Source organism: Microbacterium marinilacus (genome assembly GCF_019753765.1).
In the GTDB taxonomy this organism is placed as follows: domain Bacteria; phylum Actinomycetota; class Actinomycetes; order Actinomycetales; family Microbacteriaceae; genus Microbacterium; species Microbacterium marinilacus.
This window is the reverse complement of the sequence record NZ_JAIJZW010000001.1, coordinates 172652-186464: the sequence shown is the minus strand read 5'-3', so window position 1 is coordinate 186464 and position 13813 is coordinate 172652. Positions and strand designations below refer to the sequence as shown.

Sequence of the window (13813 nt, the reverse complement as noted above, 5' to 3'; positions counted from 1 at the left end):
GGCGTGGGACGCGCCGCGGCCTACTCCCGGGGGCGGCCCCGTCGGCGCTTCGCCGGTGCCGTCCGGATGGTCTCCGTCTGCCACGGGATGGCCGTTCCGGTGGGATGGGCGACCTCCGCGCCGGCGCCGAAGCGCGCCCGCAGGTCGGCCTTGCGCACCTTTCCCGAAGCCGTGCGCGGCAGGTCGTCCACGACGACGACGTTCTTGGGGATCTTGTACCGGGCGATGCGCCCGTCCAGGTGGGCGCGCACCTGATCGGTGGTGACCTCGACGCCCTCCTGCACGGTGAGGATCGCCCACGGCACCTCGCCCCATCTCGGGTCGGGCACGCCGATGACGGCGGCGCCCGTGACGCCCTCGATGTCGAAGAGGTGGTTCTCGACCTCCGCCGGGTAGATGTTCTCGCCGCCGGAGATCACCATGTCCTTCAGCCGGTCGGCGATGAACAGGTAGCCGTCGGCGTCGAGATAGCCCATGTCGCCGGTGCGGAACCAGCCGTCCTCGGTGAAGGCCGCCTCGTTCGCGTCCGGCAGGTTCAGGTAGCCGGGGAACACGTTCGGCCCGCGCGCCTCGATCTCGCCGACGGTGCCGCGCGGCACGACGTCGCCGTTCTCGTCGGCGATCCGCACGGCGGAGAAGAAGTGCGGCAGGCCGACGCTGCCCTGCTTGTCGCGCGTGCGATCGGCGGGAAGCGCGGTGTGGCCGGGCGAGGTCTCGGTCATGCCGTAGCCCTGCGTGAAGCTCAGCCCGCGCTCCTCGTAGACGTCGAGGATCCGGGTCGGCACGGCGGAGCCGCCGCACGTGAGGCGGTTGAGGCTCGACAGGTCCGTGCCGGCCCAGTCGGGGTGGTCTGCCATCAGCTGGTACGTCGTGGGAACGCCGCTCAGCATCGTGATGCGGTGCTGCTGGACCAGCGCCAGCGCGCGACCCGGATCGAACCCCTTCTCGAGCACGATCGTGCCGCCCTTGAGGACCAGGGGCAGCGCGCCCATGCCGAGCGCCGCCGCGTGGAAGAGCGGCGAGATCAGCAGCGCCACGTCCGACGAGACGAGGTCGTAGTCGATCACGCAGTTGAGCGACACCCACGTGAGGTTGGCGTGGGTGAGCACCGCTCCCTTCGCCCGGCCGGTGGTGCCGGAGGTGTAGAGGATCGCCGCCGGGTCCTCGGGCGCGACCGGCACGTCGACGTGTCCGCCCGTCGGTCGCGTCATCAGCCGTCGCAGGCCGGGCTCGTCGTCGTCGCCGTCGCCGGTCGGGATGACGTGGGGGATGCCGCCCGACTCGACGCCCGGCGCGATCTTGTCGTGCAGCTCGGGGTCGTAGATCACCGCGCGGGCTCCGCTGTCGGTCAGCACGTGCGCCACCTCGGGCGGGGCGAGCCGGGTGTTGATCGGCACGAACACGGCGCCCAGCTGCGCGACCCCGAACAGGGTCTGCAGGAAGGCGGGGCTGTTCTCGCCGATGTACGCGACGGCGTCGCCCTTGCCGATGCCCTTCGTCGCGAGCACCGCGGCGATCCGGTCGGCCGCGTCGGCGAACTCTCGGTAGGTGTACGACGCGTCGCCGAAGATCAGCGCGGTCTTGTCGGGGGTCCTGGTGCGGCGGGTGGAGGGCCACGCGCCGATTCCGGGGTGGGTCATCTCGCTCCTCGTCGTTGAAGGCGATCGGATGGGTGGGGGCGTCCGGCTCTGCCGACGGGCGTCGGCCGGGCGACGCGACGGGCCGCCGGGGTCGGGACTCAGCGGTAGAAGCGGTAGAGGCCGCGGGCGATGACGGCGGGGCGCTCGCCGCCCTCGATCTCGAGGGTCTGGTCGACCGTGAGCTGCACGCCGTCGCCCTTGACCTCCTCGACCTCCGCGACGACGGCGTTCATGCGGACCCGCGAGCCGACGGGCACGGGCGAGACGAAGCGCACCCGGTCGAGGCCGTAGTTGACCTTGGTGGTGACCCCCTCGGTCTCCAGCAGCTCGCTCCAGAACCGCGTGGCGAGCGAGAGCGTGAGGAAGCCGTGTGCGATCGGGCCGCCGAACGGCCCGTCGGCCGCGGTGGCCGGATCGGTGTGGATCCACTGGTGGTCGTCGACGGCGTCGGCGAACGTGTCGACGCGGTCCTGCGCGATCTCGGCCCACTCGGTCCAGCCGAGGTCGGCGCCGGCGAGCGAGGCGAGCTCGTCGAAGGTGGCGGTGGTGGTCATGTTCTCCTCCGGGTGCGTGGCGGTGGTGCGTGGTGGTGGTGCGCGGCGGCGTGCTCAGGCGAAGGCGGAGGCCCCCGTGAGCGAGCGTCCGACGATGAGCGCGTTGATCTCGTGGGTGCCCTCGTACGAGTAGACGGCCTCGGCGTCGGCGAAGAACCGGGCGGCGTCGTGCTCGAGCAGCAGCCCGTTGCCGCCCAGCACCTCCCGGGCGAGCGCTGCCGTCTCGCGCGCACGCTCGGCGGTGACCATCTTCGCCAGCGCGGAGTTCTCGTCGCTCCACACGCCGGCGTCCTGCCGGGCGGACAGCGCGGTGACGAGGGCGAGCGACGAGGTGACGTTGCCGAGCATCCGGGCGAGCTTCTCCTGCACGAGCTGGAAGCCCCCGAGCGCACGCCCGAACTGCTCGCGACGCGCCGTGTACGTCAGGGCGGCGTCGAGGGCACCGGCCTGCAGCCCCGTCGCGATCCACGCGACGTCCGAGCGCATGCGACGCAGGAGCGCGGCGACGTCGCGCCACGACTCGACCCCATGGAGACGCCTGTCCTCCTCCACGCGGACGCCGCGCAGCACGATGTGGGTGTTCTGCATGGGACGCAGCGACACCTTGCCGCGGATGCCCCGGACATCGACGCCGGGGGCGTTCCTGTCGACGAGGAAGGCCTTGATCCGTCCGTCGGCGTCGTCGCGTGCGAAGACGGCGAGGACGTCCGCGGTGGCGGCGCCGCCGATCCATCGCTTCTCGCCGTCGATGGTCCACGTGTCGCCCTCCCGCCGCGCCCGCGTGGCCAGCCCTCCGGCGATGTCGGAGCCGTGATCGGGCTCGGTGAGGCAGAAGGCCCCCCTCATCTCGAAGGAGCGCACCAGCGGATCCCACCGCGCCGCCTGCTCGGCTGAGCCGCCGTACCGGATGGCGGTGCGGAACAGCCCCGCCTGGGCGGTGTACGCGGTCGCGACCGAGACGTCGGCTCGGGCGAGCGTGAGGCAGCGGAAGCCCGAGAACGTGCTCGAGTCGGCCTCCTCGACCGCCACCCCCTCGGGGTCCATCAGCCGCAGCGGCACCAGTGCGTCGAGCACGGCGTCCGGCATCACGGCGCGCTCCCACGCATCGGCCATGAGCGGCACGATGTCGCGCCGCAGGGTGGCCGACAGGCCGTCGAGCGCCGCTCGGGCGGCCGCGCTGAGGTGGCGCTCCGCGAAGCCGTAGCGCTCCAGCACGGCGTCGACGGTCGTCGAGGAATCCCCGTCGGTCATCGCGTCCTCCCGAATGCGCCGTGCGCGAGGCTGGCTCTCACGAGAGCCCCAGCAGGCGGGCGGCGTTGTCCTTCATGATGCCGGGCACCACCTCGGGCTTGAAGAGCCCGACGGCCTCGGCGTCCCGCATCCAGCGATCCGGGGTGAGGAGCGGGAAGTCGGAGCCGAACAGCACCCGATCGCGCAGCAGCGAGTTGGCGTGCCGCACGAGCTCGGCCGGGAAGTACTTCGGGCTCCATCCCGACAGGTCGATCCACGTCGAGTGCTTGTGCGTCGCGACCGAGAGCGCCTCGTCCTGCCAGGGCACGGACGGGTGCGCCATCACGATCTGCAGCGTCGGGAAGGCCGCGGCGACCCCGTCGAGCAGCATGGGGTTCGACAGCGCGAGCCGGAGGCCCCGCCCACCGGGCATGCCGGCGCCGATCCCGGTCTGGCCGGTGTGGAAGAGCGCGGGGACGCCCGCGTCCTGCAGCAGAGCGTAGACGTCGTGGAAGCGCTCCTCGCCCGGGTCGAATCCCTGCACCGTCGGGTGGAACTTGAAGCCGCGCACCCCGTGGTCCTCGAGCAGCCGTCGCATCTCGTCGAGCGCGTCCGGCCGGTTCGGGTCGACCGAGCCGAACGGGATCAGCACGTCGTTGTTGCGTGCCGCGCCCTCGGCGATCTCGGCGCTCGAGATCGGCGCCTGGCCGAGGTTGGTCGTGGCGTCGACGGTGAACACCACCGCCGCCATCCGCCGTTCGCGGTAGTACGCCGCCACGCCGTCCAGGTCGGGCCGCGGGCCGTCGGCTCGGAAGTATCGGCTCGCGGCGTCCTGAAGGTCGGGCGGCAGCGACGAGCGCCCGTGTCCGTCGACCTCGATGTGCACATGGCTGTCGATCGCCTCGATGGCGTCCAAGTCGATCGCGGGCTCGTAGCGCGTCATGTCGGCGGTCCGATCAGGCCTGCGGCGGCTGCAGCTCGTCGGGCAGGGGCGGGAAGGTCTCTCCCAGCGACTGCAGCTCGCCGACCTCGGCGGCGAAGGACTCCACCAGGGCGTCGTACGTCCAGCCGCCCTCCCGGTAGGCCGTCGCGACCGGCTCGGGGTGCGACCAGAGCTGCAGCCGGTCGCCGCCCACGCCGATCGCCTGTCCCGTCACCCCCGCGGCCTCGTCCGACGCGAGGAACGCGACCAGGCCGGCGACGTCGGCCGCCGTGCCGAAGCCGAGGTCGTGGCGGAAGAACCGCGGCATGGGCTCGCCCTTCTCGTCGGCCGCGACGGCGGAGGCGAAGTACGGCACGGTCGCGGTCATCGCGGTCGCCGCGACGGGGATGACCGCGTTGGCCGTGATGCTCGCCCGCTTCAGCTCGAGGGCCCAGGTGCGCACCATCCCGACGATGCCGGCCTTCGCGGCGGCGTAGTTGGTCTGACCGAAGTTGCCTCGCTGGCCGGTGGGCGAGCCGATCGCGATGATCCGGCCGCCCTCCCCCTGCTCGCGCAGGCGGATCGCCGCCTCGCGGACGATCGTGAAGGTGCCGCGCAGATGCACGCCGATCACGGTGTCGAAGTCGTCGTCGCTCATCTTCCACAGCACGGTGTCGCGCAGCACGCCGGCGTTCGTGACGACGATGTCGAGTCGCCCATAGGTCTCGAAGGCCGCGTCGACGAGCTGCTTCGCGGTCTCGGTCGGGCCGACCGGTGCGACGACCGCGGTGGCGGCGCCGCCTGCGTCGGCGATGGCGCGGACCGCGGCGTCGGCGGCGGACTCGACCACGTCGTTCACGACGACGGAGGCTCCCTGGCGGGCGAGCTCCTGGGCGTAGGCGAGGCCGAGCCCGCGGCCCGATCCGGTGACGATGGCGACCTTGCCGGTGAGCGTCATGGGTAATCTCCTTCGATCGGGATCATCGAAGCGCAGACTCTTGATGATGTCAACGATTGATTTCATCCACTTTGCTACAGTCCCCGATATGAACAGCGAGCTGCGCGCACACCTGCCTCTCGTGGACGACACCGCGTTCCTGATGGCGCGCGCCAACGCCCGCTCCCTCGCCGCGACGCACGACGCGCTGGCGGCGCACGGACTCCGGGTGCGGTCGTACTCGGTGCTCGCGCTCGCCGTCGCCGAGGCCCGCCTGTCGCAGCGCGACATCGCCGAGTACCTCTGGCTCGACCCCAGCCAGGTCGTGGCGCTCGTCGACGATCTGCAGCAACGAGGCCTCGTGGCGCGCGAGCCCGACGAGAACGATCGCCGCGCGAAGGTCATCGTCGCCACCGACGACGGCCGCCGCACCCACGCCGCGGCGGCACTGGCGGTGCGCGAGAGCGAGGAGGAGACGCTCGACGTGCTGGACGACGCCGAGCGTCAGCAGCTGCGCGAGCTGCTGATGCGTCTCGCCTTCGCCGCCTGACCGGTTCTCCTCCCCGGCCGGACGATGCAGTCCCGTGACATTCGCAACCATTGACTTCCTCAACGGCTCGGTGTTCACTGAGGCCATCCCGCGCCGACCCGGCGCTCCCTCAGTCACAAAGGAGTAACTGAGCATCATGTCCCGCACCCGCATCTTCTCCGCCGCCGCCCTCGCCACGGTCGGCGTCCTCTCCCTCGCCGCGTGCAGCAGCGGCTCCCCCAGCGGCCCCGCCGAGACCGAGACCGCGCCGGCCGCCGAGGGCGGCGGCGACCTCACCCCGATCACGGTCGGGCTGCTCGCCATCGCGCCCGCCGCGGCGGTGCAGTACGGCATCGACGAGGGCATCTTCGAGGAGCACGGCCTCGACGTCACGGTGCAGATGGCCCAGGGCGGCGCCGCCATGCTGCCGGCCGTCTCCACCGGCCAGTACGACTTCGGCGTCGGCAACCCGCTGTCCGTGCTCACCGCGGCGAGCCAGGGCGTCGACGTCCGGATCGCTTCCGGCTACTCGTTCTCGCTGGCCGAGGGCGACGACATCAACGCCGTCGTCGCCCGCGCCGGGGAGGGCATCGAGTCGTGGTCCGACCTCGAGGGCAAGAAGGTGTCGGTCAACGCCGTGAAGACGCAGGGCGACCTGACGATCGACGAGGCGGTGGAGCAGGACGGCGGCGACCCGAGCGCCGTGGAGTACATCGAGGTGGCGTTCCCGGACGCGCTCGCCCAGCTCGACGGCGGCAACGTCGACGCGGTCTGGATCCCCGAGCCGTTCCTGTCCGCCGCGCTCGCCGACCCCGACACGTACACGGTCGTGGGGCACCCCAACCAGGAGACGATCCCCGGCCTGCCGACCATGGTCACCTTCACGTCCGGCGCCGTGGGCGAGGACGCGGAGCTGCTGGAGGCGTGGCGCGGCGCCGTGTCCGAGACGCTCGCCGCCGCCACCGAGGACCGTGAGGGATTCGGCCAGACCATCTCCGAGTTCACGGGCATGCCCGAGGCCGCGGCCGCCGACCTGCGCCTCGAGCGCCTGGACGCCGAGCTCGACCCGCAGCTGATCGCCGACCTCAGCGACCTGGCGCAGAAGTTCGAGTTCCTGACGAGCGCGCCGGACCTCGAGACGGTCATCCTCGACTGACCGCGCGAGCGCGCCAGACCCGAGGCCCGATCCGATGACCTCCCCCGCACCCCACGACACGATCACCCGCACGGTCGCCGTGGCCCAGGCCCGACGCAGGCGGCGGCGGTTCCGTCCCCGCCGCCTGCTCCTCGGGCTCGCCGGCATCCTGACCTTCCTGCTGATCTGGGAGATCGCCTCGCGCACCGGCGCCGTGAACCCGACCTACCTGCCGCCGGCCTCCGAGGTGCTCGTGACGTTCGGGGCGAACGCCGCGCTCACCGGCACCTGGGTCGCGGTGGGCCAGACCCTGTGGTCGTGGGCGCTCGGCATGCTCCTCGCCCTGGTGCTGGCAGTGCCGCTCGGCATCGTGATCGGCCTGTCGCCGTTCCTGTCGCGCGCCACGCGGTCGACCGTCGAGTTCCTGCGGCCGATCCCGTCCGTGGCGCTCATCCCGCTGGCCGTGCTCGCGTTCGCGGTGCCGCTGCAGCAGAGCCTCCTGATCATCACGTACGGCGCGTTCTGGCAGATCTTCATCCAGGTGCTCTACGGCGTCGCGGACGTCGACGCGGTCGCCATGAGCACCGCGCGCAGCTACGGCTTCTCGTGGTGGCAGCGCGTGCGCGACGTGGTGTTCCCGACGATGCTCCCTTACCTGCTCACGGGCTTCCGCCTCGCGGCCGCCGTCGCGCTGATCCTGGCGATCACCGCCGAGCTCGTGATCGGCACCCCGGGGGTCGGCAAGCAGGCGGGCCTCGCGAAGGACGCGGGCCTGTACGCCTCCACCTACGCGCTGGTGCTCCTCACCGGACTGCTGGGCGTGGTGATCAACCTCGGCGTGCGGACGGCCGAGCGGCGCCTGCTCTCCTGGCACCAGTCCGTGCGAGGAGAGTCCTGATGCGCCGGTCGCTGATCGGCCTGGCCTACGCGCTCGGGCTCCCGCTGATCCTGATCGCGATCTGGTGGATCGCGTCGCTCGGCGCCACCAGCATCTTCGTACCCAAGCCCGTGCCGCTCGTGAGCCAGTTCTTCGAGGTCTGGATCGGCGACCGGCTGCTCACGGACGTGCTGCCGAGCCTCGGACGCTTCCTGGCCGGCACCGCGATCGCCATCGTGCTCGGCGTGCTGATCGGGCTGGGCGTCGGCCTGAGCCGCGCGCTGCGGGCGTTCACCGAGCCGGTGTTCGAGTTCTTCCGCGCCATCCCGCCCCCGGTGCTGATCCCGGTCTTCGCGCTCGTGATCGGGATCGGCGACGACATGCGGATCGCCGTGATCGCGTTCGGCGCGATCTGGCCCGTCATCCTCAACACCATCGAGGGCGTCCGCGCGGCGGACGACGTGCAGACCGAGACCAGCCGCTCGTACGGCATCCACGGCCTCGGCCGCGTGCGGTACCAGGTGCTGCCCTCGGCGGCGCCGCAGATCCTGGCGGGCGTGCGGCAGAGCCTGCCCATCGGGATCATCCTCATGGTGATCAGCGAGATGCTCTACGCCTCGTCGGGGCTCGGCTTCTCGATCATCCAGCTGCAGCGCAGCTTCGCGGTGCCGCAGATGTGGAGCGGCATCCTGCTGCTCGGGCTTCTCGGCTACGCGGTCTCGCTGCTGTTCAAACTCGTCGAGCGCCGCGTCCTGCGCTGGTACCACGGACTGAAGGAACTGCAGAATGCCTCCTGAGAACGACATCCCCGCCGCGGTCGTCGCCGGCCGCGGACGCACCCTGGCGCCGGAGCAGACGCTGCTGTCGGTGCGCGGGCTGAAGAAGGTCTACGAGACCGACGGCGGCGACATCGAGGCGGTGCGCGACCTCACGTTCGATCTCGGCCGCAACGAGCTGACGTGCCTCGTCGGCCCGTCGGGGTCGGGGAAGACCACGCTTCTGAAGTGCATCGCGGGGCTGCTCGATCCGACCGAGGGCGAGGTGGTGCTCGACGGCAGGCGCGTCACCGGGCCGCCGAAGAAGATGGCGGTCGTGTTCCAGGAGTACGGCCGCTCGCTGTTCCCGTGGCTCCGGGTGGCCGACAACGTCGAGCTGCCGCTGAAGAACGCCGGCGTCCCCAAGGCGCGCCGCGCCGAGCTGGTCGCCGAGGCGCTCGAGAGCGTCGGGCTGGCGCACGTGCCGCGCTCGTACCCCTGGCAGCTGTCGGGCGGCATGCAGCAGCGCGTGGCGATCGCCCGTGCCATCGCGTACCAGCCCGAGATGCTGCTCATGGACGAGCCCTTCGCGGCGGTCGACGCGCAGACGCGCGCCGACCTCGAGGACCTCGTGCGGCAGGTGCGGGAACGCCTGGGCGTCACGGTCCTGTTCGTCACGCACGACATCGACGAGTCGGTGTACCTCGCCTCGCGCGTGATCATCCTCTCGTCGTCGCCGACCGTGATCCAGGAGGACCTGGTGATCGACCTGCCGGACCAGCGCGATCAGCTCGAGACGCGGGCGCTGCCCCGCTTCACCGAGCTGCGCCACCACGTGTACGAGCAGATCCAGCTCGCCAAGCGCGGCTTCCGCCCGGACGACGCCCGGGTCGGCTGAGCCGCGCGCCCCGCCGGCACGCGCGGCGCGGCCGCTCGCGACACCGCATCCGCCGTGTGAGACCGGATCCGCTGGGCGACACCGCCCACGTCACCCCCGGTCTCACACGGCAGGTGCGGTCTCACGCGGCAGGTGCGGCCCGAAGCGGGCGGGTGCTGTCCCGTCGCGTCAGCGCGCGAGCGGCCAGCCGGTGTACGCCTCGGCGAGGTACGCCCGGCCGTGCGCGGAGCCGACGACGGAGCGCAGCTCGCCGAGCTGTCGCGCCCGATCGAAGGGAGACGCGTCCGGCGCGACGTGCAGCATGCTGGTCATCCACCACGAGAAGTGCTGGGCCTTCCAGATGCGCTCGAGGGCACGATCCGGATAGGCGTCGAGCGGGCGCTCGTCCGCCTCGAGCAGCAGCGCGCGCAGGGCGTCGGACAACAGGACGACGTCGGCGACGGCCAGGTTCATGCCCTTGGCTCCGGTCGGCGGGACGGTGTGGGCGGCGTCGCCCACGAGGATCGCCCGCCCCCGGCGCAGCTGGTGGGCGACGAAGCTGCGGAACCGCAGCACGTCGCGTTGGAATATCGGCCCCTCGTGCAGCGTCGTCCCGGGCACGCGTGACTGGAGGACGTCCCAGAGCTCGCTCTCGGAGTAGGCGGCGGGGTCGTCGTCCGGATCGCACTGGAAGTACATCCGCTGCACGGTCGGGCTGCGCTGGCTGATCAGCGCGAACCCGTCGGGCGAGCTGCTGTAGATCAGCTCGTCCGCCGACGGCGGCGCCTCGCAGAGCACGCCGAACCACGCGAAGGGGTACTCGCGGTAGAACCCGCCGTGGGGCCCGGTCACCGCCTCGCGGGTCACGCCGCGAGAGCCGTCGGCGCCGATCACGACGTCCGCCTCGATCTCGATCCGCTCGCCGCCCGGCCCCCGGGCGATCACGCGGGGACGCGACGTCTCGACGTCATCGAGCGCGACGGCGCTCACTCCGAAGCGCAGGTCCTGGCCGGCGGCGAGGCGCGCCGCGATCAGGTCCTTGAGCACCTCGTGCTGCGGGTACAGCCAGACGCCCCGCCCGACGGTCTCCGCGAAGTCGATGCGGTGTCCCGCCCCGGCGAACCGCAGCTCGATGCCGTCGTGCCGGGTGCCGGCCTCGAGCACGCGCGTCGAGGCCGCGGTCTCGTGCAGGATCTCGACGGTGCCCTGCTCGAGGATGCCGGCACGGATCGTCGACTCGATCTCCTCCCGGGAGCGCGAGTCGATCACGATCGACGCGATGCCCTCCCGATCCAGCAGGTGCGCGAGGAGCAGGCCCGCGGGGCCCGCTCCCACGATCGCGACGCGGGTGCGTTCGTTCATCTGTCGTCTCCTTCGACGGCCTGCCCGACGGCTCCCGGCGGCGTGCGCGCCGCGGGACCGGGGGAAACGTGATGCGACGAGTCTTCCGGGAGGGAAGACGCCCCGCGAGCGCCAGCCCGTTCAACGGGAAGGGTCGCGCGAGGGCCGGCGTCACTCCGCCGGCTCGTCCAGCCTCCGCGAGATCCCGGCGGCCGCACGGCGGAGCTCCTCCACGGCACCCGCCGTCGGCGACTCGCGGGGTAAGACGACGGAGAGCGCGGCGATCACGCGCCCCCGCTGCCGGATCGGCACCGCGACGCCGGTCGACACCGGCTCGACGAACCCTCGCGCCACGACGATGCCCTCCTGCCGGATCCGCGCGAGAAGCTCGCGGAGGCGGCCGGGGTCGGTCACCGTGTCCGCCGTCACCGCCGGGAGGGGCCGCGCGAGGACGCGCTCTCGCAGCTCGTCGTCGGCGAAGGCCAGCAGCACGAGCCCGGACGACGACGCGTGCAGCGGCAGCCTGCCCGCGATGCGGGTGATGTTCGAGACGGCGCGGGCGTCCGACAGCCGCTCGAGGAACAGCGCTTCGCCCTGCTCGAGCACGGCGAGCTGGATGTGCTCGCGCACGCGCGCGTGCACGAGCTCCATGAACGGCAGCGCCGCCTCCCGCAGCCGGAGCGCGCGCGAGCCGCGCTGGGCGACCTCCCACAAGTGCATGCCGAGACGCACCCGCCCGTCGGCGTCCCGGTCGAGCAGCCCGGTCCCGACGAGCTCCGTCACGAGCCTGTGGGCGGTCGACGACGGCAGCCCGGCTCGACGCGCGATCTCGGACGGCGTCTGCACCGATCGCTCGGCGTCGAACGTCTCGAGGATCCGCGCGATGCGCTCGGCGACGGACTCGCCGGAGCTCGAGTTGGCCACGGAGTCAGCCTGTCACACGGGCCGTCGTGCGCCGAGCGGCGTGAGAGAGTGAACGGCCCGCCCCCGGATCGGAAGAGAGGGGCGGGCCGTTTCTTGGTCGCGTTCGAGCCGGGGCGTTTGCGGCGCCGGTTCCGGCTCGAGCGCGGCGAAGGACCGTGTGCGGTCAGTCCTTCGCTGCTTGGAGGCGGGCGCGGAGCGCATCCAGCTGCGCTCGCAGCTCCGCCGGGGTCTTGTCGCCGAAGAGGGCGTAGAACTCCTCGGTCAGGTCGGTCTCCGCGAGCCAGGAGTCGGCGTCGATGGAGAACAGCTCGTCGAGGTCCGCCTCCGGCACGTCGATGCCGTCGAGGTTCAGCGAGCCCAGGGCGGGGACCCGCCCGATCGGCGTCTCGACGGCGTCCGCCTCGCCCTGCAGGCGGCGGACGATCCAGTCGATGACGCGCGAGTTGTCGCCGAAGCCCGGCCACAGGAAGCGGCCGTCCGAGCCCTTGCGGAACCAGTTGACCTGGTAGACCGCGGGCAGCGTCTCGGCCTTCTCGCCCATCTCGAGCCAGTGCGCGAAGTAGTCGGCCATGTTGTAGCCGCAGAACGGCATCATGGCGAACGGGTCGCGGCGCAGCTCTCCGACCGTGCCCTCGGCGGCGGCGGTGCGCTCGGACGAGATCGTCGAGCCGAGGAACACGCCGTGGGCCCAGTCGAACGACTCGACCACGAGGGGGACGTTGGTCGCACGGCGACCGCCGAACAGGATGACGTCGAGCGGCACGGCCTCCTCCCAGTCGGGGGAGATCGACGGCGCCTGCGCGGCCGACACGGTGAAGCGCGAGTTCGGGTGGGCGGCGGGACGTCCGGCGTCCGGCGTCCAGTCCTGCCCCTGCCAGTCGATGAGGTGGCCGGGCGCGTCGTCGGTCAGCCCCTCCCACCACACGTCGCCGTCGTCGGTCAGCGCGACGTTGGTGAAGATGACGTTGCCCCAGAGGGTCTCGACCGCCGTGACGTTCGTCGACTCGCCGGTGCCCGGCGCGACGCCGAAGAAGCCGGCCTCGGGGTTGATCGCGTAGAGGCGGCCGTCCTCGCCCGGTCGGATCCAGGTGATGTCGTCGCCGAGGGTCTCGACGGTCCACCCCGGGATCGTCGGGCGCAGCATGGCGAGGTTCGTCTTGCCGCACGCCGAGGGGAAGGCCGCGGCGACGTGGTACGCGCGTCCCTTCGGGTCGATCACCCGGATGAGCAGCATGTGCTCGGCCATCCAGCCCTGGTCACGGCCCAGCACCGACGCGATCCGCAGCGCGTAGCACTTCTTGGCCAGGATCGCGTTGCCGCCGTAGCCGGAGCCGAACGACCACACCTCGAGCGTCTCGGGGTAGTGGACGATGTACTTGTCGTCGTTGCTCGGCCAGCTCGAGTCCGGCTCCCCCGGCTCCAGCGGGGCGCCGACCGAGTGGACGGTCTTGACGAACGGCGTCCCCTCGGCGATCAGGCGGGTCACCTCGGATCCAACGCGCGTCATGATCCCGATGGAGGCGACCGCGTAGGCGCTGTCGGTCAGCTGCACGCCGAGCTGCGAGATCGGGCCCCCGATCTTGCCCATCGAGAACGGCACGACGAACATCGTCCGTCCGCGCATCGAGCCCTCGAACAGCGGGCTGAGCTTCGCGCGCATCTCGTCGGGCGCGACCCAGTTGTTGGTCGGGCCGGCGTCCTCGCGCCTCTCGGAGCAGATGAAGGTCCTCGACTCGAGTCGGGCGACGTCGCCGGCGTCCGAGCGGGCCAGGAACGAGTTCGGCCGCTTCTCGTCGTCGAGCGGGATGAGCGTGCCGTCCCCCACCATCTGCTCGACGAGGGCGGCGTTCTCCTCCGCCGAGCCGTCGATCCAGTGGATCCGGTCGGGCTGCGTCAGGGCGGCGATCTCGTCCACCCATGCCACGAGGGCCGCCATTCCCGGTCCGTCGACGGCGGGCTGGGCGCCGAAGGCGTCGAGCGGGCTCGTCGTGCGGGCGGTGGGGCTCTCGATGATGGCCATCCGGTTTTCCTAACGAGGGGAGTTGCGGGGGGACTTCTCCAGGATCGCCCGCCGTGCGCAGCCCTTTCGGCC

At 71.9% G+C, this 13813-nt stretch carries 13 protein-coding genes; 5 read left to right on the top strand and 8 right to left on the bottom strand.

Features of this window, described 5'->3' with window-relative positions; all coding sequences use genetic code 11:
* Window positions 1–20: 20 nt before the first annotated feature.
* The 5 genes from K5S26_RS00890 to K5S26_RS00870 form a co-directional block, all read right to left on the bottom strand.
* Window positions 21–1640, bottom strand: coding sequence for an acyl-CoA synthetase (locus tag K5S26_RS00890; RefSeq protein ID WP_221855116.1), 1620 nt, complete (start codon window positions 1638–1640; stop codon window positions 21–23).
* A 98-nt stretch (window positions 1641–1738) separates the two neighbouring features.
* Window positions 1739–2194 (bottom strand): MaoC family dehydratase, encoded by a 456-nt coding sequence (locus tag K5S26_RS00885; protein WP_221855114.1) that lies wholly within the window; start codon window positions 2192–2194, stop codon window positions 1739–1741.
* A 54-nt stretch (window positions 2195–2248) separates the two neighbouring features.
* Window positions 2249–3445, bottom strand: a complete 1197-nt coding sequence (locus tag K5S26_RS00880; RefSeq protein ID WP_221855111.1) for an acyl-CoA dehydrogenase family protein — start codon at window positions 3443–3445, stop codon at window positions 2249–2251.
* 37 nt (window positions 3446–3482) lie between these two features.
* Entirely contained in the window at window positions 3483–4367 is an 885-nt protein-coding gene (locus K5S26_RS00875; RefSeq protein WP_221855109.1) for an amidohydrolase family protein, read from the bottom strand.
* A 13-nt stretch (window positions 4368–4380) separates the two neighbouring features.
* Window positions 4381–5304: an SDR family oxidoreductase gene (locus K5S26_RS00870; RefSeq protein WP_221855107.1), complete on the bottom strand. Its 924-nt coding sequence runs from the start codon at window positions 5302–5304 to the stop codon at window positions 4381–4383.
* 88 nt (window positions 5305–5392) lie between these two features.
* Between K5S26_RS00870 and K5S26_RS00865 the strand changes: the two genes are divergently transcribed.
* From K5S26_RS00865 to K5S26_RS00845, 5 genes are all read left to right on the top strand, one after another.
* Complete coding sequence (locus K5S26_RS00865; RefSeq protein ID WP_221855105.1) at window positions 5393–5833, top strand: MarR family winged helix-turn-helix transcriptional regulator; 441 nt, start codon at window positions 5393–5395, stop codon at window positions 5831–5833.
* Window positions 5834–5969: 136 nt separating this feature from the next.
* A complete protein-coding gene (locus K5S26_RS00860) occupies window positions 5970–6968 on the top strand; it encodes an ABC transporter substrate-binding protein (protein ID WP_221855103.1) in 999 nt (332 codons plus the stop codon).
* 34 nt (window positions 6969–7002) lie between these two features.
* A complete protein-coding gene (locus K5S26_RS00855) occupies window positions 7003–7845 on the top strand; it encodes an ABC transporter permease (protein ID WP_221855101.1) in 843 nt (280 codons plus the stop codon).
* Window positions 7845–8621: an ABC transporter permease gene (locus tag K5S26_RS00850; RefSeq protein ID WP_221855099.1), complete on the top strand. Its 777-nt coding sequence runs from the start codon at window positions 7845–7847 to the stop codon at window positions 8619–8621. The genes K5S26_RS00855 and K5S26_RS00850 overlap by 1 nt, the downstream gene beginning before the upstream one ends.
* Window positions 8611–9477 carry an ABC transporter ATP-binding protein gene (locus tag K5S26_RS00845; protein WP_221855098.1) on the top strand — a complete coding sequence of 289 codons (867 nt, stop codon included), beginning with the start codon at window positions 8611–8613 and terminating at the stop codon, window positions 9475–9477. The genes K5S26_RS00850 and K5S26_RS00845 overlap by 11 nt, the downstream gene beginning before the upstream one ends.
* A 168-nt stretch (window positions 9478–9645) precedes the next feature.
* On the opposite strand, the gene K5S26_RS00840 is transcribed toward K5S26_RS00845, so the two are convergent.
* The 3 genes from K5S26_RS00840 to K5S26_RS00830 form a co-directional block, all read right to left on the bottom strand.
* A complete protein-coding gene (locus tag K5S26_RS00840; protein WP_221855096.1) occupies window positions 9646–10818 on the bottom strand; it encodes a 4-hydroxybenzoate 3-monooxygenase in 1173 nt (390 codons plus the stop codon).
* Window positions 10819–10968: 150 nt separating this feature from the next.
* The gene (locus tag K5S26_RS19100; RefSeq protein WP_221855094.1) at window positions 10969–11721 is read right to left on the bottom strand and encodes an IclR family transcriptional regulator; all 753 of its coding nucleotides are present in this window, start codon (window positions 11719–11721) and stop codon (window positions 10969–10971) included.
* Between the two features lie 163 nt (window positions 11722–11884).
* Complete coding sequence (locus K5S26_RS00830) at window positions 11885–13741, bottom strand: phosphoenolpyruvate carboxykinase (GTP) (protein ID WP_221855092.1); 1857 nt, start codon at window positions 13739–13741, stop codon at window positions 11885–11887.
* Window positions 13742–13813 lie beyond the last annotated feature (72 nt).

Bases quoted from the DNA above. Each gene is read 5' to 3' on its own strand.
- K5S26_RS00875 (WP_221855109.1), bottom strand. From the start codon at position 4,367: ATGACGCGCTACGAGCCCGCGATCGACTTGGACGCCATCGAGGCGATC.
- K5S26_RS00890 (WP_221855116.1), bottom strand. From the start codon at position 1,640: ATGACCCACCCCGGAATCGGCGCGTGGCCCTCCACCCGCCGCACCAGG.
- K5S26_RS00880 (WP_221855111.1), bottom strand. From the start codon at position 3,445: ATGACCGACGGGGATTCCTCGACGACCGTCGACGCCGTGCTGGAGCGC.
- K5S26_RS00860 (WP_221855103.1), top strand. From the start codon at position 5,970: ATGTCCCGCACCCGCATCTTCTCCGCCGCCGCCCTCGCCACGGTCGGC.
- K5S26_RS00870 (WP_221855107.1), bottom strand. From the start codon at position 5,304: ATGACGCTCACCGGCAAGGTCGCCATCGTCACCGGATCGGGCCGCGGG.
- K5S26_RS00865 (WP_221855105.1), top strand. From the start codon at position 5,393: ATGAACAGCGAGCTGCGCGCACACCTGCCTCTCGTGGACGACACCGCG.
- K5S26_RS00830 (WP_221855092.1), bottom strand. From the start codon at position 13,741: ATGGCCATCATCGAGAGCCCCACCGCCCGCACGACGAGCCCGCTCGAC.
- K5S26_RS00850 (WP_221855099.1), top strand. From the start codon at position 7,845: ATGCGCCGGTCGCTGATCGGCCTGGCCTACGCGCTCGGGCTCCCGCTG.
- K5S26_RS00845 (WP_221855098.1), top strand. From the start codon at position 8,611: ATGCCTCCTGAGAACGACATCCCCGCCGCGGTCGTCGCCGGCCGCGGA.
- K5S26_RS00855 (WP_221855101.1), top strand. From the start codon at position 7,003: ATGACCTCCCCCGCACCCCACGACACGATCACCCGCACGGTCGCCGTG.
- K5S26_RS00885 (WP_221855114.1), bottom strand. From the start codon at position 2,194: ATGACCACCACCGCCACCTTCGACGAGCTCGCCTCGCTCGCCGGCGCC.
- K5S26_RS00840 (WP_221855096.1), bottom strand. From the start codon at position 10,818: ATGAACGAACGCACCCGCGTCGCGATCGTGGGAGCGGGCCCCGCGGGC.